Origin of the sequence: Bradyrhizobium sp. BWC-3-1 (assembly GCF_032917965.1) — a bacterium.
Lineage (GTDB): Bacteria > Pseudomonadota > Alphaproteobacteria > Rhizobiales > Xanthobacteraceae > Bradyrhizobium > Bradyrhizobium canariense_D.
In genome coordinates this window covers 6,578,941-6,597,369 of the sequence record NZ_CP136625.1, presented here as the reverse complement: position 1 = coordinate 6,597,369, position 18,429 = coordinate 6,578,941, and the positions used below count along the sequence as shown (strand labels likewise).

Below are 18,429 nucleotides of genomic sequence, written 5' to 3'. Positions count from 1 at the left end.
AAAACTCCTCACCAATTGCGGAAGCGGCTGGGCGGACGGTAGAGGCCGCCAGAGGCCAGCATGAGATCCTTGATCGAGCGGGCCGCCAGCAGATTCCGTTCGGCGTCGAGCGGATCTATGCCGAGATCTTCGGGGCGCTGAATCACACGACGCTGCCTGAGCTGCTCGATAACTTTCGGATCGCGGGCCCGGCCGATGCTGGTGTATCCGGCAACTCCGCGTATCGCCTGCTCGCGCTCGTCCTTGGTGCGGCACATCAGGAGGTTGGCGATACCTTCCTCGGTTACGATGTGGGTCACGTCGTCGGAATAGACCATCACTGGCGCGAGATCGAGCTTGAGCTCGCGCGCCAGCTCGAGTGCGTCCAGCCGCTCGACGAACAACGGGGCGTTGCGCTCGCCAAAGGTCTCGCCGATCTGCACCACCAGCTTGCGGCCGCGGCGCAGCGCTGCATCGGCATCGGGCGCAGCCTCGGCGCCGGCCTTGAGCCAGGGTTCGCTCGGGTGGCGGCGGCCCCGTGGATCGGATCCCATGTTGGGCGCGCCGCCGAAACCGGCGATGCGGCTGGTCGTGACCGTCGAGCTGTGGCCCTCGAGATCGATCTGCAGCGTCGACCCGATGAACATGTCGCAAGCATAGAGGCCGGCAGTCTGGCAGAAGGCGCGATTGGATCGCAGCGACCCGTCAGGCCCCGTGAAGAAGATATCCGATCGCGCGGCGACATAGTCCTCCATGCCGACTTCCGATCCGAAGCAATGGATCTGCTCGACCCAGCCGGCTTCGATCGCCGGAATCAGCGTTGGGTGCGGATTGAGCGCGAAGTGGGTGCAGATCTTGCCCTTGAGACCGAGTTTCTCGCCATAGGTCGGGAGCAGCAGCTCGATTGCGGCGGTGTTGAAGCCGATACCGTGATTGAGTCGGCGCACGCCATAGGGGGCGTAGATGCCCTTGATGGCCAGCATCGCCGTCAGGATTTGGGTCTCGGTGATGGCGGCGGGATCGCGGGTGAAGAGCGGTTCGACATAGAACGGGCGCCCGGCTTCGACCACGAAATGCACGAGGTCGCCGGGAATGTCGACGCGGGGCACCTTGTCGACGATCTCGGTGACCTGCGCCACGACGAGGCCGTTCTTATAGCTCGTCGCTTCCACGACAGTCGGCGTGTCTTCGGTATTCGGTCCGGTATAGAGGTTGCCGTCCTTGTCGGCGCTCACCGCGGCGATCAGCGCAACGTTCGGCGTGAGATCGATGAAATAGCGGGCGAACAGCTCCAGGTAGGTATGGACGGCACCGAGCTCGATCTTGCGGCCGAACAGCATCTTCGCGATGCGCGCCGCCTGCGGGCCGGAATAGGAGAAGTCGAGCCGGCGCGCGATGCCCTTCTCGAAGATGTCGAGATGCGCGGGCAGCACCACACCGGACTGGACCATGTGCAGGTCATGAACCTCGGCAGGGTCGAGGTTTGCCAGCGCCGAGGCGAGGATGTCGGCCTGCTTCTGATTGTCGCCCTCGAGGCACACCCGGTCGCCTGACCTGACCACGGTTTTGAGAAAAGCTGGCAGGCTCGAGAAAGGAACGACCTTCCCCTCGGCGTAGCGTCGGCCCGCCGCGAGGCGCTCGCCCAAAGCGACCTTTTGCATACCGCAATCCTTCATCTCCGCTCCCTGGCATGCGCAGTTCGTTTCGAACGATCGTAATGTATGCGTATTGCCTTCCTATGTCAATTGGCGTATGCACTGTTACGTAAGCGATAGATATTCGCATACACAGGAGGGAATTTGCGATGCGATTGCATGCATGGCGTCCGTATTGGGGGGTTGGATCCTCGCTCGCCGAGGGGAGGCGCCCGTGACCATTTCCGGCGTTGCACTGCTCGCAATCTGCACACTGCTCGGCGGCCTGCTGGGGGACCTGCTTGGCGCCGCCCTCGGCGTAAAGGCCAATGTCGGCGGCGTCGGCATCGCGATGATGTTCCTGATCGCGGGCCGGCTCTGGCTGCTCAGACATGGCCAGCTCAGTCACGGGCTCAAAACCGGCGTCGAGTTCTGGGGCAGCTTCTATATCCCGATCGTAGTCGCCATGGCCGCGCAGCAAAACGTGGTCGCTGCGGTCAAAGGCGGCCCGGTCGTCGTCGTCGCGGGAATCGGCGCAGTCGCGGTGTGTTTCGCGATGGTAGCCCTGATCGGCCGCCTGAGCGGCCGTGTAGAGACCATCGACGAGATCGAAGCGCGAGAGTTGACTGAGGCCAACGTGCCCCACTTCAAGTCCGGGAGGATCGGATGAACATGATGTCTCACGTACTCACCGCCAATGCGCTGATCACCGCTTTCGCGGCTGTGGGGATCCTGATGTGGATATCGGGAGCGATCTCGAAATACCTCACCTTCGGGCGGATCCACGCCTCCGCAATCGCGATCATGCTCGGCCTTGCGCTGGCCTTTTTTGGGGGGCTTGCCACCGGTGGCGAAAAGGGTGTGGCCGACCTGCCGGCACTGACCGGGATCGGCTTGATGGGAGGAGCGATGCTGCGGGATTTCGCCATCGTCGCCACGGCCTTCGAGGTCGATGTCGTTCATGCGCGCAAGGCCGGCGCGATCGGAGCGATCGCGCTTGGACTGGGAACGGTCGTTCCCTTCATTCTCGGCGTGTTCGTTGCCGCCGCATTTGGCTATACCGATGCGGTGTCGATGACGACGATTGGTGCCGGCGCGGTGACCTATATCGTGGGGCCGGTCACCGGAGCCGCGATCGGAGCATCGTCACCGGTCATTGCGCTCTCGATTGCGACCGGTGTATTCAAGGCAGTGATCGTCATGATCGGTACCCCCTTTGTGGCGAAGATGATCGGTCTGAACAATCCGCGAAGCGCAATGGTGTTTGGCGGCTTGATGGGGACGGTCAGCGGTGTTTCCGGAGGGCTTGCGGCGACCGATCGGCGTCTGGTGCCTTATGGTGCGTTGACGGCAACATTTCACACCGGATTGGGTTGCCTGGTCGCGCCGTCAATCCTCTATTTTGCGGTACGTGCGATCGTAGGAGAGTGAATGGCGGGTTTGTTCAAGGTCGCGGCCGAAGCGGAAGAGGATGGCGGACTGCTCTCCGATCGCATCCGGAACGCGCTCACCGACGAGATTGCATCCGGTGCGCTCGTTGCCGGTTCAGCGCTGGAAGAGCAGCAGCTTGCCGATCGCTTTGGGGCTTCCCGCACTCCGGTGCGGGAGGCGCTCCGGCAACTCGTCGTCAGCGGGCTCGTCGAGGTGCGGGGCCGTCGCGGGCTTGTCGTGGCACGGATGACGCCCGAACGCATCATGGACATGTTCGAGACGAGCGCAGAGGTGGAAGCCATGTGCGTCAGGCTCGCCACCTATCGCATGACCCCGCTCGAGCGCAGCGACCTGATCGAGCTTCACGATGGCTCCCTGGCGATGGTTGAGGCCAACGACGTCGATGCCTATGATGCGTTCAACCGCCTGTTCCACGAAGGCATCTACAGCGCAACGCACAACGCGTTCATGGCGGAGCAGGCGCAGGAGGTCCGCGCGCGCCTCAGCGCCTTCCGCCGCACGCAATTGCGCCAGGGCGATCGCATCCGCAAGTCCCGCGACGAGCATGATGCCATCATGCAGGCGATCGCTGAGGGGGATGGCGATACGGCTTCGCGCAGAATGCGCGCCCACATGTTGAACGCTGCCGCAGCGCTTCGACGCTACATCGATGATCGCCTGCGGCCTGTAGACGGACCTGAGCCCGACAAGGTCTGATCATCGCAGCTGTTGATGCAAACCAAGCCGGTACGCGCGGCGAAACGTCCGCTGCCACAAAGACAAATCTTAGGCGGTGAGTTCAGCAGGACCCTCGCGGACCTCATGGCTCGTTCGATACCCAGCTAGGAGCCGAATCCATTGGTCTCCGAGCACGGCACCAGCGCGGGCGTACTGCCGAGTAGTCAAATCCATCCGTACACGGGAGTTTCCGTATCTGGCGTTTAATCAACTGTCGATGTTGTCAAAATCCGCGGGAATTGCAAATGAATGATGTCGTTTTGCTCGTTGATAATGAACGGCGCAGTCTGTCAACCCATGAATTGCGTTCGGCGGTTTTGGGCGAGTTGCATGCTCGTCCATTCACGCCAATCTCCGTTTCCAGTCGCATCCTCCACTTCGCTTTCGATACGTCGGAAGGACGTGCACAAACGGATCGTGTGAATCTCGCGGAGCTCTGCAGCAAACATGGCGTGACCCTGCCGTCGCTGGAGGAAAGATACCATCGCGTGCAACTCGGCACGACGGCTTTGCGGTGGGAACAGCATTCAGAATTCACGACTTACACCTGGGAAATCCCATCGGACGTTGATGTTGAGCCATTCAGCCCAAGAGCTGAGTCGCTCGCAGCGGTAATGGGGCTCGTTCCCCAACCGGGTCCGCTGTTAGTTGCTCTCGATTTGCATCTGCTCCCTGAACAGCAAGATCGACCAGCACCGCAGCTTTTGTTCGATCGCGCAAGTCTGGCAATGGCGGAGAACTCGGATGGAAAGGCCGTTTATGCCACTGATTTCCAGCCTGATTCGTGCGGGTTTGTTCGCGTTCTCGTTATCGACCGAGGACTAGACCGAGAGCGCGCGGGAGCGCTCGTTCAGCGGGTTATTGAGGTCGAGACCTACCGCACATTCGCCCTTCTTGGCTTGCCCGAAGCTCATCGGCTCGCGCCCACCGTAGGTCTTATTGAAAAGCGGTTAGCCGAAGTAATGGACGAAATGCGCGGGGCGAAGGACATTGCCAGCAACAGGCAGCTGTTGAATGAGCTAACGGAGATGGCAGCGGAGGTCGAGGCGGGGGCGGCCGCCAGCGGTTTCCGCTTTGGAGCCAGTCGTGCTTATGAAGAGATAGTTGCGCAACGGCTGCAGACGATCGGGGAGAGGAAGCTGAGCGGATTCCCGACTTGGTCATCCTTTCTGGCACGCCGAATGGCACCTGCTATGCGCACTTGCATCACCCTCGATGCGCGGCAAGGCAATCTCTCGGTCAAACTTTCGCGCGCTGCAGACCTCCTGCGAACGCGTGTCGATGTTGAGCTCGAGCAACAGAACCAGGAGCTCCTGCAATCAATGAATGCCCGGACACGCCTGCAATTGCGTCTGCAGACAACGGTCGAGGGCTTGTCTGTCGCGGCCATAACTTATTACGTCGTGGGGCTATTTGCTTATTTCGTCAAAGCTGCTCATGACAGCGGACGGGTATCGATTGAACCGAACTACATGATTGCGGGATTTGTTCCGGTTGCCACGATCATGATTTGGTCGATCGTCCGGCGGATCCGGCGAAAGCATGTCAGCGATGAGGGATGACGACTCAATGAAACGCTCCGGACCATGGCAGTAGTCGGATGTGAGAGTGCTGCGCATACGGCGGTTCGGTTCGCTGATGATCGTCCGCCTCCAGCGACATTTTTCGAAAACTGAAAGCCTTCTGAGTGCCCATTGAAGGTTCCGCTGGCTGCTGCTAAGAAGGTTTTCAATTAGCTAAGATGCATTGCATGGAAACGCAGGGAACAGTCCTCATCGTCGCCCGAGGCGGACCGCAATGGTCCGCGGCCGAGGCGGTTTTATCGGAAGAGTATGGCTATCGCGTCCTGGTCGTCCGCTCGGCGGAAGATGCCACGAGCGCCTTGGCGGACGCTCACGTAGATCTCGTTCTGGCAGAACACGGGTCAGGCGGAGAAGGTTTGACCTTCCTCGTCGGCTTGCGTGTCAGCCATCCGGACATCGTTCGTGTCCTCGCCCTTGAGGCTAAAACGGAGCTGAGCCAACAAGCCATTTCACCGGCGGCGATCTATCAATTTGTGCGAAAACCGTTGGATGCAAAGCAAATCGGCTTGGTTGTCGAGCGCGGCCTGGAGTCGCGGGAGCTTTCACGCCGGCATCGCATGCTGTCGCGCGAGTTCAAGATTCGAGGCGATACGGTAGGAGTTCATCAACGAAATGGCGCTTCGTTGCATGTCGAGAGCCAGCGTTTCGAAAAATTGGTCTATGTGAGTGAAAAGCTCAGTGAGCTGTGCGATCTTGCGAGGAAGGCGGCGCGAACAGAATTGCCTATTCTGATCCAAGGAGAGACCGGCACAGGCAAGGAATTGCTGGCTCGCGCAATTCACTACAATTCGACCCGTAAGACGAGTCCGTTGATGGTCCAGAATTGCGGCGGCATGTCCGATGAGTTGCTTCATTCGGAATTGTTTGGCCATAAGCGCGGTGCGTTTACGGGCGCCATCTCCGATCGCCTCGGTTTGTTTCGGGCCGGCGACGGCGGAACGGTTTTCCTGGACGAAATATCGGAAGTGTCGCCATCCTTTCAGGTGAGCCTGCTACGGTTTCTTCAGGAGGGCGAGGTCAAACCACTCGGTTCCGACAAAACGCAGACCTGCAACGTTCGCATCATCGCTGCATCAAATCGGCCGTTGCAGGCGCTCGTTGCCGCGGGAAAATATCGGCAGGACCTCTATTTCCGTCTCAAGGGTTTCGAGCTCGAGGTGCCCCCGCTTCGTGACCGCCCTGTCGATATTCCGGCCCTTGCGGAGTTTTTCGCAGCCAAACATGCCGATGCGATGGGTCGCAAAATTCTTGGGATTTCCGCTGGGACCCTCGAAAAGCTGGCGGCGTTCGACTTTCCGGGCAACGTTCGCGAGCTTGAAAACGAAATCCGCAGGATGGTCTCCTTGGCGGAAGATGGTGAGTATTTGACAACAAAGTATATGTCGCCCTCCATTTTCGCAGCGCCACCACGTCCGCGATCGAACACAGCGCTAGCATTTGTGCCGCAGGGAACAACATTGAAGGATAAAGTCGAAAGCCTCGAGAAGCAGGTTCTGAACGAAGCGCTGGGCCGCCATCGCTGGAACCAAAGCCGGGCTGCGAACGAACTTGGTCTGTCGCGCGTTGGCCTAGCCAACAAGATCAAGCGATATGGTCTCGACGAGGCTAAATAAGAGTTTGCGATGCCCGACGACAAGGATGCAATCGGCAGCGATCCCTCAGCGCGAATTGTGCGCTTCCCGCAATCGCGCGTAAACCCGGCGGGAAGCTCCGAACCTTTTAGGGAGCTTGGCACTAGCCAGCTTTCGAAAGCTCTTGGCTTGCCCGAGCGTCAGGCTACTGGCCATTGGTGCAGCCGCTGTCGCGGCATCTGGTATGGATACTTGCTGGAGGTAACTTGCCCGGCCTGTGGCAACCGTCACGGATAGCCGCTGTGCGCTGAGCCTGCCGGTCTGATCGCGGTTCGCTGCGGTTAACCGCGGAGCTCAACAGGCAATTGGTTACGCGCTGTCTAAACACCAGTATTTTCGAGAACATCCGGTGCGTTGAAGCGCGCCAGGCGCGCGGCGATTCTGAAGAGACCCTAGGTGCGCGCAGCGCGCCCTCCACGTTGGCCTCCTGTTCTTTCTGAGAGAGTCATTCCCTCGTGAGCACCCGCTCGTTGACGCGCATAATCGCGTTACATCGGTCAGCGAATTTGAAAACTAACTTTGCATAGCCAACTTTCTTTGCAGCCAATGCGCTTGAAGAAACACCTCGGGGACTTGGACCACTTCACACTAAGCATCTGTCTTTACGAGGTCTTTTCAGGGTCGCCCAATCCGGCACAGGTCTTGCTGTACTATTGTTCAAGCGCCGTATTGGTTGGCGATAGAACATAGCGGAGGAAATTGATGGCTAATCTACTTTGGCTCCAGGGCGGCGCATGTTCAGGAAATACGATGTCGTTCCTCAACGCGGAGGAGCCGAGCGCCTGCGACCTGGTCACTGATTTTGGCATCAATGTTCTCTGGCATCCTTCGCTCGGCATGGAGCTCGGCGAAAACCTCAGAAAAATGCTGCATGCGCTCGTATCTGGTGCAATGCCGCTGGATATTTTCGTCTTCGAAGGCTCAGTCGTCAACGCGCCGAACGGCACGGGCGAATGGAATCGGTTCGCGGGCCGCCCGATGAAGGATTGGGTCTCCGATCTTGCGAAGGTCGCCGGATATACGGTCGCAATCGGCGATTGCGCGACCTGGGGCGGGATCCCGGCAACAGCCCCGAACCCGTCAGAAAGCGAGGGACTGCAGTTCCTGAAGCGAAAGCACGGCGGATTTCTCGGACCGACCTATAAATCCAAGGCCGGGCTGCCCGTCATCAATGTGCCCGGCTGCCCCGCGCATCCTGACTGGATAACGCAAATCGTTGTTGCGGTCGCTACGGGACGCGGCGGCGACCTGACGCTTGACGAATTCCAGCGTCCGAAAACGTTCTTTACCAGCTTCACCCAGACGGGCTGCACCCGTAACATGCACTTCGCCTACAAGGTATCCGCGACCGAATACGGGCAGCGCAAGGGGTGCCTGTTCTATGATCTTGGGTGTCGCGGTCCGATGACACACTCGCCTTGTAACCGCATCCTCTGGAATCGCCAGTCGTCAAAGACGCGCGCGGGTATGCCCTGCATGGGGTGCACGGAGCCGGAATTCCCATTCTTCGATTTGATGCCGGGAACGGTTTTCAAGACGCAAACGATGATGGGCGTTCCAAAGGACATGCCGCTCGGCGTCGACAAGGCCGGCTACATCAAGCTCACGGCAGCAGCCAAGGCCGCCTCTCCCGCCTGGGCCGAGGAAGACATCTTCGTCGTTTGAGCTGCGAGCTCGCCCAACACCGCGCAGACACTTCACCTTGAAAATTCAGGATGCATTCCTATGCCCTCAGCCGTTCAAACACTTGATATTTCTCCCGTCGGGCGCGTCGAAGGCGACCTTGATGTCCGCGTCAACATTCAGGATGGAGTCGTCGTCGACGCCTGGACCCAGGCGGAGTTGTTCCGCGGCTTCGAGGTGATCTTGCGTGACAAGGACCCCCAGGCGGGCCTTGTGGTCACACCTCGGGCCTGCGGAATTTGCGGTGCTTCGCATCTGACGTGCGCGGCCTGGGCGCTCGATACCGCGTGGCAAACGGAGGTGCCCCGCAATGCGATTCTGGCACGGAATCTCGGTCAGCTTGTCGAAAGCCTTCAGAGCCTGCCGCGTCATCACTACGGTCTGTTCATGATCGATTACACGCACAAGAACTACTCGAAATCGAAATACTACGAAGAAGCCGTCAAACGCTGGGCACCGTTCACCGGAAGCAATTACGAGATCGGCGTCACGATCTCTGGCAAGCCAGTGGAAATTTACGCACTCTTGGGCGGCCAGTGGCCGCACTCGAGCTACATGGTGCCGGGCGGCGTGATGTGCGCACCGACCCTGACCGACGTCACCAGAGCGTGGTCGATCCTGGAGTATTTCCGCCGTGACTGGATGGAGAAAATCTGGCTCGGTTGTTCATTGGAGCGCTACGAAGAGATCAAATCTTATGACGACTTCATGGCCTGGCTCGACGAGAAGCCCGAGCACGCAAATTCCGATCTAGGAATGTTCTGGCGGATGAGCGTTGACTGTGGGATGGACAAGTTCGGGAAGGGCCACGAAAAGTTCGTCTCGTGGGGCTACTTGCCGCATGAAGATAAATATCAGAAGCCGACGATCGATGGGCGTAACGCGGCTTTGATCATGAAGAGCGGTGTTTATGACGGCAACGCCAACAGCTTCAAGCTGATGGATCAGAAGCACACGCGCGAAGATACGATGCGGTCCTGGTACGATGAGCCGGGTGGGGTGCATCCGTTCGATCGCAAGACGGTGCCTACGCAAAAGAACACCATCAATATGGACGGCCAATATTCCTGGTCGACGGCTGTGCGCCACGACGAATCAGGACGCCTGGAAGCTGGTCCGCTGTCTCGTCAGCTCATCGCCGGCGGCACGCATGGGGAAGCCTGGCAGCACTTCGATCCACTGGTACTCGACATGTACAGGAAGTTGGGTGGGGCAAACGTCATGTTGCGGCACTTCGCCCGCATGCATGAAGGGGTTAAGCTTTATCGCCAGGCCGAACGTGCTTTGCGTGAATTCCGGCTCAATGATCCCTGGTATATCAAGCCCACGGAACGGGATGGACGGGGCTGGGGAGCTACAGAGGCCATTCGTGGCGCACTCTGCCACTGGATCGAGGTCAAGGATGGCAAGATCAAGAATTACCAGATCATTGCGCCGACGACTTGGAATGTTGGTCCAAGGTCCGCCGACGGCGTTCGGGGCCCGATGGAGCAGGCCTTGATCGGTTCTCCGATCAGGGACCCGCACGACCCGGTCGAGGTCGGTCACGTTTGCCGCTCCTACGATTCGTGCCTAGTTTGCACCGTCCACGCACATGACGCAAAGACGGGCGAGGAATTGGCGCGCTTCCGAACGGCCTGACGTTCGCTCATCGGGCACGCTGTGGGTATCGTAGCGCTGGTGCTTAAATTGCCAGTAGCAACGTCATATACTGAATCTTTAGAGCGAAAGGCGGTCGCGCATGGCGTCCGACAAAGAGGTTGTGCTCAAGGCGATCGCCGACATGCTCGAGAATGGGCTCAAAACGGAAGTCGAGCCCTTTCCCGAAACCGACAAGGAATTTGGCGATATTTTGCTCCAGCTTCGCCGGCTCGATCCAAAGGATCTCAAAGGCAAGCTTGTGGTCGGAGGCTTTGTAAATCATCCGTACGGTCCGGATAACCAACGATGCCTGGAGTGCATGTACTATCTGGTGCATCGAAGGTGGTGCGACCTGCCTGAACTTGCGGTCCCGGTCGAGCCAGAGTGGTGGTGCCGATTGTGGCGAATCTGATGTCTTGACTGACAGCCGCGAGAGCGAACCTCAGGAGAGATGACGCCGTGTGCGACGGGAAGATCCGGTACGAGATTCGCGCTCTTCTGGCGGGTGGCCTCAAAACGGAGGTCCTGCCGCGGGCAGATTCTCATGAAGAAGTTCAGACGATCGTTTCTCGATTGAAAGCCGCGGGTAATGAGCTGAAAACGAAGCTCGTCCTCGGAGGGTTTACCCTCGAGCCGGTTGAACACGAGGGTCTCGAGCAACTGTGTGAAACGTGCATGTATTACAAGGTTCACCGCCGCTATTGCGAGCTGCCCGAGCTTGATCTGCCGGTTGAGCCGCAATGGTCCTGTCGCCTCTGGCGCATTTAGCTCTCAATGTTGCGGGCCCAGGCCACCGATACCGGATCTATGCGCCGCGTCGTTATCAGCGCATCATGTCACGACGAGGTATTGCCGCCTGGTGCGGGATCGCAGATGGTGACGCATTGCGTAGCGGGCTCCCCATGATCGTGGTCATAGGATGTGGAAATCCAAATCGGCTCGATGACGGTGCGGGTCTTGAAGTCCTGCGCCTGCTGGAGGCGCGCGGTGTTGGAGCGGGCCTACCAAACGTCCGTCTGCTGGCTGCAGGAACTGACGGCATGGCGACCATGTTTGCGGCGCGTGGGTGCCGGACGCTGATTGTTGTGGATGCGTGTCGCTCGGGCTCTCCGCCAGGGGCGGTTTTCGAAGTGCCAGGAAGCGAGCTGGAGCAGCGCTACGAGCCATCGCTTAACCTGCACGATTTCCGGTGGGATCACGCACTTTTCGCAGGCCGGAAGATCTTTCGCGACGACTTTCCCTCGGACGTCGTCGTGCTTTTGATTGAAGCGCAGACAGTCGAATTGGGGATCGGCCTATCTGATGCCGCATCAGCCGCTGTCGCGAAAGTGACCGACCGCATTGCCACGCTGATCGATGCACGTCTTGGCCCAGAGGGATCGTCGTGACCGCTGTCTTTTTTGTCAGAATAGCGCGCGGGGCACTTTATCTGAGCCGCGAAACATACGACCGCTATTTTGCAGGGTTGGAGGCGGTCATCCTGTTACGCCGCGCCGATGACCTCTGGATCATGCCAGTCCGTCACGCCGCCGCCGGGGGCTATCTCCTCAAGCTTCGCAACAGCCGAGGAGACCGAGTGGTGCATGCACCAGATTTCCTGCGCGAGCACGCGGTCGATGAATACGTTGCCTCGCAGCTGCCGGTCGCGTGGTCGCCGGAAGCTGGTGCGCTCATCGCCGCTGGCGCTTTCCTGCAAACTAAGTTTACATAACGCATAATAGATAGACAGTTCGGATTTCGTGCTGCTAGAGTAGCTCTCGTACCAAGCGTGCAGCCAAAAATGCGCTGGTCGGAGGAAGCAGTGATTACAGGACTTCTCGGCGATGAAGTGCGTGCGGCGCTTGCGGCTGCTGATGACGCCGAGGCGAGCCCCTCCGAGCGGGCCGAGATGCTGATGGAGATTGCGATGGGTCTGCAGCGGCAGCCCAAATCGCCGGATCAGCTTCATGCTGCGGTTGCCCTCTATGACAAGGCGCTGGCGATTTGTCCTGAGGACATGCGGCTTCTGTCGGCTCGAATTCTGGCGCGTAAAGGCACTGCGCTACAGGCCATACCGGAGGAAGGTACAGCGGCGCTTGAGCAGGCGCGCCCGGCCTTTGAGCAGGCAATCCGGACTATGACCGAGCTCGGCAGGCCAGAGGAGCTTGCCGAAGCAGAGATGAATTTCGGCCTGGTATTGCAGAATCTTGCAGGCGTGAACAAGGCCCGCATCACAGACGCCATTTCCGCTTATCAACGTGCGCTGCGGACTTTCACGCGATCTGAGTTTCCGCAGGAGTTCGTGATCCTGCAGAACAACCTTGCCACGGCGTTTCTCTCGATCCCCATGACGGACGAACGCGGAAAGATGCGTGAAGCGCTTGCGGTGCAGGCTTTCGAAGAAGGTCTCAAGGTCATCACGCTGATCGACAATCCGACCGAATATGCGATGCTGCAAAACAACCTTGGCAACGCTCTGCAATATGTGTCCTCGAGCCACACGATCGCAAACAACATACGCGCACTTGAAGCCTACGACGAAGCGCTGAAGGTGCGGGCGCGCGAGACGACCCCGCTCGAATACGCGAACACGATTTGCAACAAAGCCAACTGCCTGTGGAATTTGCCCGACGATCCCTCCGATCCAGACGGTGGTAATCGATCCAATCTTTTACAAGCGCGCGCCTACTACGGCGAAGCGCGGGAGATCTTCATGGCGCATGGCGACTTGGAGAAGGGAAAGGTCGTTGCCGAAGCGATCGACCAGATTCAGCGCGAGTTGCTGGCGTCGAATTCGGCCGATGGCCAGGTCGTGCGTTCTCATCCCAGCAATCGTCAATCGAGCGAAACCGGAGCTTCCGATCTATGACCCTACCGTCTTCTCCAGAAATGTTGGTTGTTTCGTTTATCCTGTGCGTCGTTGCCTCGATTGGCGGCGGCGTCATCGGAGGCGTAGTCGTCGGCGGCAAGGTGTTGGGGAATGAACTGGCAGCGCTACTGGGGGGCTTCTATGGGCCCCTGGCCGGCGTTGCCGGCGCCTTTCTTGGGCTCGCCATCCTTACGATTGTCGGCTGAGGAGAACGATATCATGTGGGCAATGGCTCAGAATTCAATCGTCCTGTTCTTCCGCGGCAAGTTGTTTGCCGAACCGCGCAAAGCATTCCTCATGATTTTTGTAGGCGTGCTTGTGACTGCATCGTTGCTGGTCATGATCGCAAAGCTGGGTGCCCCGTTGTGGATGGCGGCACCGGTCGCGGCGTTCGTCGGCGGTGGGTTGCAGCCCTATCTGTTTCGGAACCTCCGCTATCGGTGATGCTGCGGGAGTCCGCATGTGAGAACGATATGAACGCCCACGATATGATCTCGACGACGCGCGACGATCTTGCCGGCTTGGTCGGCGACATCGAGCGACTGGAGGCCATATTTGCGACATGGGACGATACCCAGCGGGCGGCCGTCGGCGCCTACAAACGGGCCATCGAGGCGTTGGATGGAGAAGCGTTGCGCCGGTTGATCCGGGCGCTCAAGACTGATCCTGCCGCGCTTGCGGCGATGAAAAATGCGGTCGCCGACGAGGTCGTCTACGCGGTTTTGCGCCGGCATCAGATCGTCAAACCCAGCCTCAACGAACGAGTCGAAGCGGCGCTTGAGGGCGTCCGCCCCATGTTGGGTTCGCATGGCGGCAACGTGGAGCTCGTCCAGGTGAACCCACCCAAGGTGGAAGTGCGTTTCATTGGGGCGTGCGACGGCTGTCCGGCGTCCGCATTGACGTTCCACGCCGGCGTGAAGAAGGCAGTTGAGGAGGCATGTCCAGAAATTACAGAGATTGTACAGGTAAAGGGGCTGGGCAGCTCCACGGACAACGGAGTTCGCTTTGTCAGCCCGTTCGCGCTTGACGCACAAGGGAACTGGCTCTCGGCTGGTCTCTTGGCCGACATTCCGGAAGGTGGGGTTCGCGCGATCACCATTGGCGGAGATAAGCTATTGTTGTCGCGCGCGGGTGCGAGTGTCACTTGCTTCCAGGATGCCTGCGCCCATCTCGGATTTCCGATCCACGACGGCGAGGTGGAGAGCGGCATCATCACCTGTCCGCATCATGGTTTTCAGTATGACCTTTCAAGCGGTGAATGCCTCACCGCGCCGGAGGTGGCGCTCCAATCCCATGCTGTTCGCGTTATAGGCGCTCGGGTCGAGGTCAGGATTTCGGTGTAGCCATGCAGGTTTCCTTTGCCCCTCGCCGATTGGATAGGGCTCTTGCGCGGGCCGGAGACAATCACGTCGCGCGGCCGCTCTTGGCTCATGACGGCGCGCGCACTGTCCTTGGGGGCGAGGCGCTGCCGAATGGTCTGGCGCAATCAATCGTGCCAGACCCGACAACCCTGTTCGGCCCGCGTGGGGCATGCCTTGCCAGCGCTCACGGACCGCTGTTTGTCTGTGACACAGGCCATCATCGGCTCATGATCTGGCGATCTTTGCCAATGGCCGATCAGACACCAGCGGATCTGATAATTGGTCAACCAGACTTTTCGCGAGAAGGACGCAACGCCAAGAGCGACGTGGGGCCGACGACGCTCAACATGCCGACTGGAATCGCAGCGTCCAATGGCGTCCTTGCTGTAGCCGATGCATGGAATCATCGCATTCTGATCTGGCATACCTATCCTGAAACATCCAACCAGCCTGCCGATGTAGTGCTTGGGCAGACAGATTTTTCCAGCGGTCTCGCCAATCGCGGCGCGAACGCGCCCCGACCGGACACATTGAATTGGTGCTACGGCGTGGCCATCGTGGACGGGAAACTGATTGTCTGCGACACCGGGAATCGTCGTGTCCTGGTCTGGGATCGTATTCCGAACTCGAACGGCACACCAGCCGATCTGGTCTTGGGGCAGCTCGACTTTGTGACCCGCGATGACAATGCTGGGCAGGCCGGCGGCGCGGTCGGCATGCGCTGGCCCCACGGCATCGTGGCCTGCAGCGGCATGCTATTCGTGTCTGACGCTGGCAGTAATCGTGTCATGGCGTGGCGAACGTTTCCGCGTTCCATCGGACAAGCCTGCGATTTCGTGCTCGGCCAGTGCGATTTCACGCACCTCGATCACAACCGCGCCTCCTATCATCCGACATCTGGCGCGATGAACATGCCGTACGGGCTGACCGTGCAAGGCGGAATGCTGATCGTGACCGATACCGCAAATTCGCGATTGCTTGGATTCGAACTGGACGGCCTATCAATGGATTCTCCTGCCATAGCGCTGGCTGGGCAGCCCATGTTCTCGGCCAAAGGAGACAATCGGTGGCGTTCTGCCACGCGCGACAGCCTTTGCTGGCCCTACGCTGCTTCAGCGTGCGATGATCTGCTGGTCGTGGCCGACGCCGGCAATAACCGCGTACTCCTTTGGGAGGCGGTTTCGTGACCGATTGTAGCAGCATCGCGCAACCAGACGCTAATGTCGGAGCGGAGATTCGCGTGCGCGGCCGCGTGCAAGGGGTTGGCTTTCGGCCGGCGATCTGGCGTTTCGCGCGTGAGCTTGGTTTGTCAGGCGACGTTCGAAATGACGCGGACGGCGTGCTGATCCGCCTTTACGGCAGCGAGCGCACCATAGCTGCGCTCATCGCCCGCATCCACACTGACTCGCCACCACTGGCCCGTATCGATGCAGTCGAGACAGGGCCGGGTCGTGGCGGTCTGCCAGGGCAGTTCGTCATTGCAGGGAGCCTTACCGGCGGCGCAAATACCCAAGTTGCGCCTGACGCTGCAATTTGCGCCGAATGTGCCGAGGAGATCACCAGCCCGTTCGGCCGCCGCTATCGCTATCCCTTCACAAACTGCACCAATTGCGGACCACGGCTTAGCATCGTCAACGCTATCCCCTATGACCGCGCCACTACCACAATGGCGCCATTTGTGATGTGCGCAGCTTGCCGGGCCGAGTACGAAGATCCTGCCGATCGCCGCTTCCATGCTGAAGCAATCGCCTGTCATGCCTGCGGGCCCAGGGCGAAGTTGGTTCGTTTCGACGGCCACGCGTTCACCTTCGACCAGTTCTCGATGATGGATGATGTTGATGCCGCGTGTGGCTTGATAAAGAACGGCGAGATCGTCGCGATCAAGGGTCTCGGAGGCTATCAATTGGCCTGCGACGCCACCAAGACCGACGTCGTAGCAAGGCTACGCCGAACGAAGCATCGTGATGCCAAGCCGTTCGCACTGATGGCGCGCGATCTCGATGTGATTCGTCGCTATTGCAGCGTGAGCGCCGAGGAAGAAGCACTGTTGACGGCTCCCTCGGCGCCGATCGTCCTGCTCGAGGCCAATGGCCCGGGAAGATTACCGGACACAATTGCGCCGGGCCTTGCCACGCTGGGCTTCATGCTGCCGACGACCCCGATGCATCTTCTCATGTTGCGAAGGATGGCGCGGCCGGTGGTGATGACCAGCGGAAACCTCTCGGACGAGCCGCAGGTCGTACTAGACGCGGAAGCGGGCGAACGGCTTGGCGGGATCGCCTCTTATGCGCTGATCCACGATCGTGAAATCGCGAACCGAATTGACGATTCTGTCGTGCGCGTTGTTGGCGGCCGCGTGAGGCTACTGCGCCGAGCCCGCGGCTACGCACCGGAGTGGATGGTCCTGCCCAGGGGATTCGAGGCAGCGCCAGATGTGCTGGCGATGGGCGGCGAGTTGAAGTCGACCTTCTGCCTCCTCAATAATGGTGCCGCTATCCTGTCGCAGCATCAGGGCGATCTCGAGGATGCGAGATGTTTCGATGACTACCGGAAGAATCTCGCGCTTTATGCTCGCTTGTTCGATCACGCACCGGCCGCTCTGGCCGTCGACTTGCATCCCGAATATCTGTCCTCGAAATTCGCCCATGAGCGTGCCGTCGCCGATGAGTTGCCGCTAATCGAAGTTCAGCACCACCACGCCCATGTCGCCTCCTGCCTTGCCGAGAACAATTATCCGCTGGATGCCCCCGCGGTGCTCGGTATCGTGCTCGACGGCTTGGGTTGGGGCGGCGACGGTACGTTGTGGGGCGGTGAATTCTTGCTCGCCGATTACCGGGGCTATCGACGGCTTGGCACATTCAAGCCGGTCCCGATGATCGGCGGAGCTCATGCAGTCCGCGAGCCGTGGCGTAACCTGTATGCGCATCTGATGGCCGAGATGAAGTGGCCGGAATTTTCAATGAATTTCGACCAGCTCGCACTTCATGGTTATTTGTCAGGCAAGCCGCGCAGCACCCTCGATGCCATGATCAAGAAGGGCATCAACGCGCTGCCGGCGTCGTCATGTGGCCGATTGTTCGACGCCGTTGCCGCGGCGCTGGATGTCTGCCGCGAGCGGCAGGCTTACGAGGGCGAGGCCGCGGCGCGACTGGAAGCCCTTGTCGATCCTGATACGATGCTGAATGAGGGGGATGAGCTCGGCTACCCCCTGACAATTCCGAACCTGCCCGGGTCAGGACTGCCTTACATCGAGCCGCGAGCAATGTGGGCCGCGGTGCTCGGTGATCTCATCTTGAACACGCCAGCGCCAGTCATGGCCGCACGCTTCCATAAGGGCTTGGCGATATCGATAGTCGCCATGACGAGAAAGCTCGCCGGCGGCGAGGACGATGCGACGCAACCGCGTTTCTCGACAGTCGCCTTGTCGGGCGGCTGCTTTCAAAACAGGGTTCTATTCCAGGAAGTCAGCCGCCGCCTTGGACAGGCGAAGTTTTCGGTGCTCTCGCATGCCCAGGTTCCCGCCAATGACGGTGGGCTTGCACTGGGGCAAGCGGCCATCGCTGCCGCGCATCTGATCGATAAACAAAGGCCGTCAACAGAAGGAAGCAGGTCATGTGTCTCGGCATTCCCGGACGCATCGTGAAGATCGACGATGTGACCAAGCGCCTCGCAACAGTCGATGTTGGTGGCGTCAAGCGACAAATCAACATCGCCTGCATCGTGAACGACGACCATCCGGTCGAGTCGTGCGTAGGCGACTGGGTGCTGGTTCACGTCGGTTTCGCAATGAGCCGGATCAACGAGGAAGAGGCGGCCCAGACCTTGAAAATACTGATCGAACTCGGCGAAGCCCAGGCTGAGATCGAGGCAATGAAGCTGTCGGCGGCCCAGTAAGGAGGG

19 protein-coding genes are annotated in these 18,429 nt (G+C 59.6%); 18 read left to right on the top strand and 1 reads right to left on the bottom strand.

From position 1 onward, the window contains the following. Nucleotides 1–8: 8 nt before the first annotated feature. Nucleotides 9–1,655 carry a malonate decarboxylase subunit alpha gene (mdcA, locus tag RX329_RS31825; protein ID WP_085359239.1) on the bottom strand — a complete coding sequence of 549 codons (1,647 nt, stop codon included), beginning with the start codon at nt 1,653–1,655 and terminating at the stop codon, nt 9–11. Nucleotides 1,656–1,848: 193 nt separating this feature from the next. Here mdcA and madL point away from each other — a divergent pair, with 193 nt between their 5' ends. From madL to RX329_RS31735, 18 genes are all read left to right on the top strand, one after another. Continuing rightward, nucleotides 1,849–2,283: a malonate transporter subunit MadL gene (madL, locus tag RX329_RS31820; RefSeq protein WP_085359237.1), complete on the top strand. Its 435-nt coding sequence runs from the start codon at nt 1,849–1,851 to the stop codon at nt 2,281–2,283. Beyond that, nucleotides 2,280–3,044 carry a malonate transporter subunit MadM gene (gene madM / locus RX329_RS31815; RefSeq protein WP_085359235.1) on the top strand — a complete coding sequence of 255 codons (765 nt, stop codon included), beginning with the start codon at nt 2,280–2,282 and terminating at the stop codon, nt 3,042–3,044. Before madL ends, madM begins: the two co-directional genes overlap by 4 nt. Then, nucleotides 3,045–3,761: a GntR family transcriptional regulator gene (locus RX329_RS31810; protein ID WP_085359233.1), complete on the top strand. Its 717-nt coding sequence runs from the start codon at nt 3,045–3,047 to the stop codon at nt 3,759–3,761. It abuts the gene before it with no gap. Nucleotides 3,762–4,027: 266 nt separating this feature from the next. Next, a complete protein-coding gene (locus tag RX329_RS31805) occupies nt 4,028–5,344 on the top strand; it encodes a DUF3422 family protein (RefSeq protein ID WP_085359231.1) in 1,317 nt (438 codons plus the stop codon). A gap of 188 nt (nt 5,345–5,532) precedes the next feature. Beyond that, nucleotides 5,533–6,978 carry a sigma-54 dependent transcriptional regulator gene (locus RX329_RS31800; RefSeq protein WP_085359229.1) on the top strand — a complete coding sequence of 482 codons (1,446 nt, stop codon included), beginning with the start codon at nt 5,533–5,535 and terminating at the stop codon, nt 6,976–6,978. Between the two features lie 720 nt (nt 6,979–7,698). After that, nucleotides 7,699–8,661 (top strand): hydrogenase, encoded by a 963-nt coding sequence (locus RX329_RS31795; protein ID WP_085359225.1) that lies wholly within the window; start codon nt 7,699–7,701, stop codon nt 8,659–8,661. Nucleotides 8,662–8,721: 60 nt separating this feature from the next. Beyond that, nucleotides 8,722–10,320 carry a nickel-dependent hydrogenase large subunit gene (locus RX329_RS31790; protein WP_007594382.1) on the top strand — a complete coding sequence of 533 codons (1,599 nt, stop codon included), beginning with the start codon at nt 8,722–8,724 and terminating at the stop codon, nt 10,318–10,320. 100 nt (nt 10,321–10,420) lie between these two features. Beyond that, nucleotides 10,421–10,732: a hypothetical protein gene (locus tag RX329_RS31785; RefSeq protein WP_085359223.1), complete on the top strand. Its 312-nt coding sequence runs from the start codon at nt 10,421–10,423 to the stop codon at nt 10,730–10,732. Between the two features lie 47 nt (nt 10,733–10,779). Further along, nucleotides 10,780–11,088: a hypothetical protein gene (locus tag RX329_RS31780; protein ID WP_085359221.1), complete on the top strand. Its 309-nt coding sequence runs from the start codon at nt 10,780–10,782 to the stop codon at nt 11,086–11,088. Nucleotides 11,089–11,222: 134 nt separating this feature from the next. Then, on the top strand, nt 11,223–11,708 hold the full coding sequence (locus RX329_RS31775; RefSeq protein WP_085359219.1) for a hydrogenase maturation protease: 486 nt from the start codon (nt 11,223–11,225) through the stop codon (nt 11,706–11,708). After that, nucleotides 11,705–12,031 carry a hypothetical protein gene (locus RX329_RS31770; protein ID WP_007594374.1) on the top strand — a complete coding sequence of 109 codons (327 nt, stop codon included), beginning with the start codon at nt 11,705–11,707 and terminating at the stop codon, nt 12,029–12,031. Before RX329_RS31775 ends, RX329_RS31770 begins: the two co-directional genes overlap by 4 nt. Before the next feature lie 69 nt (nt 12,032–12,100). Then, nucleotides 12,101–13,168 (top strand): hypothetical protein, encoded by a 1,068-nt coding sequence (locus tag RX329_RS31765; RefSeq protein WP_085359217.1) that lies wholly within the window; start codon nt 12,101–12,103, stop codon nt 13,166–13,168. Beyond that, the gene (locus RX329_RS31760; protein WP_085359215.1) at nt 13,165–13,374 is read left to right on the top strand and encodes a hypothetical protein; all 210 of its coding nucleotides are present in this window, start codon (nt 13,165–13,167) and stop codon (nt 13,372–13,374) included. The genes RX329_RS31765 and RX329_RS31760 overlap by 4 nt, the downstream gene beginning before the upstream one ends. A 13-nt stretch (nt 13,375–13,387) precedes the next feature. Beyond that, a complete protein-coding gene (locus RX329_RS31755; RefSeq protein ID WP_085359213.1) occupies nt 13,388–13,612 on the top strand; it encodes a hypothetical protein in 225 nt (74 codons plus the stop codon). Between the two features lie 29 nt (nt 13,613–13,641). After that, nucleotides 13,642–14,511 (top strand): NifU family protein, encoded by an 870-nt coding sequence (locus RX329_RS31750; RefSeq protein WP_162847246.1) that lies wholly within the window; start codon nt 13,642–13,644, stop codon nt 14,509–14,511. 266 nt (nt 14,512–14,777) lie between these two features. Next, nucleotides 14,778–15,716 carry a hypothetical protein gene (locus tag RX329_RS31745; protein WP_240543251.1) on the top strand — a complete coding sequence of 313 codons (939 nt, stop codon included), beginning with the start codon at nt 14,778–14,780 and terminating at the stop codon, nt 15,714–15,716. Beyond that, the gene (hypF, locus tag RX329_RS31740) at nt 15,713–18,172 is read left to right on the top strand and encodes a carbamoyltransferase HypF (RefSeq protein WP_317244807.1); all 2,460 of its coding nucleotides are present in this window, start codon (nt 15,713–15,715) and stop codon (nt 18,170–18,172) included. Before RX329_RS31745 ends, hypF begins: the two co-directional genes overlap by 4 nt. Further along, the gene (locus RX329_RS31735) at nt 18,142–18,423 is read left to right on the top strand and encodes a HypC/HybG/HupF family hydrogenase formation chaperone (RefSeq protein ID WP_007594357.1); all 282 of its coding nucleotides are present in this window, start codon (nt 18,142–18,144) and stop codon (nt 18,421–18,423) included. Before hypF ends, RX329_RS31735 begins: the two co-directional genes overlap by 31 nt. Nucleotides 18,424–18,429: the final 6 nt, after the last annotated feature.

Excerpts from the sequence above, each read along its gene's own strand:
- RX329_RS31775 (WP_085359219.1), top strand. The coding sequence starts at position 11,223 with ATGATCGTGGTCATAGGATGTGGAAATCCAAATCGGCTCGATGACGGT.
- mdcA (WP_085359239.1), bottom strand. The coding sequence starts at position 1,655 with ATGAAGGATTGCGGTATGCAAAAGGTCGCTTTGGGCGAGCGCCTCGCG.
- RX329_RS31750 (WP_162847246.1), top strand. The coding sequence starts at position 13,642 with ATGAACGCCCACGATATGATCTCGACGACGCGCGACGATCTTGCCGGC.
- RX329_RS31800 (WP_085359229.1), top strand. The coding sequence starts at position 5,533 with ATGGAAACGCAGGGAACAGTCCTCATCGTCGCCCGAGGCGGACCGCAA.
- RX329_RS31765 (WP_085359217.1), top strand. The coding sequence starts at position 12,101 with ATGCGCTGGTCGGAGGAAGCAGTGATTACAGGACTTCTCGGCGATGAA.
- RX329_RS31805 (WP_085359231.1), top strand. The coding sequence starts at position 4,028 with ATGAATGATGTCGTTTTGCTCGTTGATAATGAACGGCGCAGTCTGTCA.
- RX329_RS31790 (WP_007594382.1), top strand. The coding sequence starts at position 8,722 with ATGCCCTCAGCCGTTCAAACACTTGATATTTCTCCCGTCGGGCGCGTC.
- RX329_RS31785 (WP_085359223.1), top strand. The coding sequence starts at position 10,421 with ATGGCGTCCGACAAAGAGGTTGTGCTCAAGGCGATCGCCGACATGCTC.
- RX329_RS31735 (WP_007594357.1), top strand. The coding sequence starts at position 18,142 with ATGTGTCTCGGCATTCCCGGACGCATCGTGAAGATCGACGATGTGACC.
- RX329_RS31760 (WP_085359215.1), top strand. The coding sequence starts at position 13,165 with ATGACCCTACCGTCTTCTCCAGAAATGTTGGTTGTTTCGTTTATCCTG.
- RX329_RS31755 (WP_085359213.1), top strand. The coding sequence starts at position 13,388 with ATGTGGGCAATGGCTCAGAATTCAATCGTCCTGTTCTTCCGCGGCAAG.
- RX329_RS31810 (WP_085359233.1), top strand. The coding sequence starts at position 3,045 with ATGGCGGGTTTGTTCAAGGTCGCGGCCGAAGCGGAAGAGGATGGCGGA.
- RX329_RS31795 (WP_085359225.1), top strand. The coding sequence starts at position 7,699 with ATGGCTAATCTACTTTGGCTCCAGGGCGGCGCATGTTCAGGAAATACG.
- RX329_RS31745 (WP_240543251.1), top strand. The coding sequence starts at position 14,778 with ATGGCCGATCAGACACCAGCGGATCTGATAATTGGTCAACCAGACTTT.
- madM (WP_085359235.1), top strand. The coding sequence starts at position 2,280 with ATGAACATGATGTCTCACGTACTCACCGCCAATGCGCTGATCACCGCT.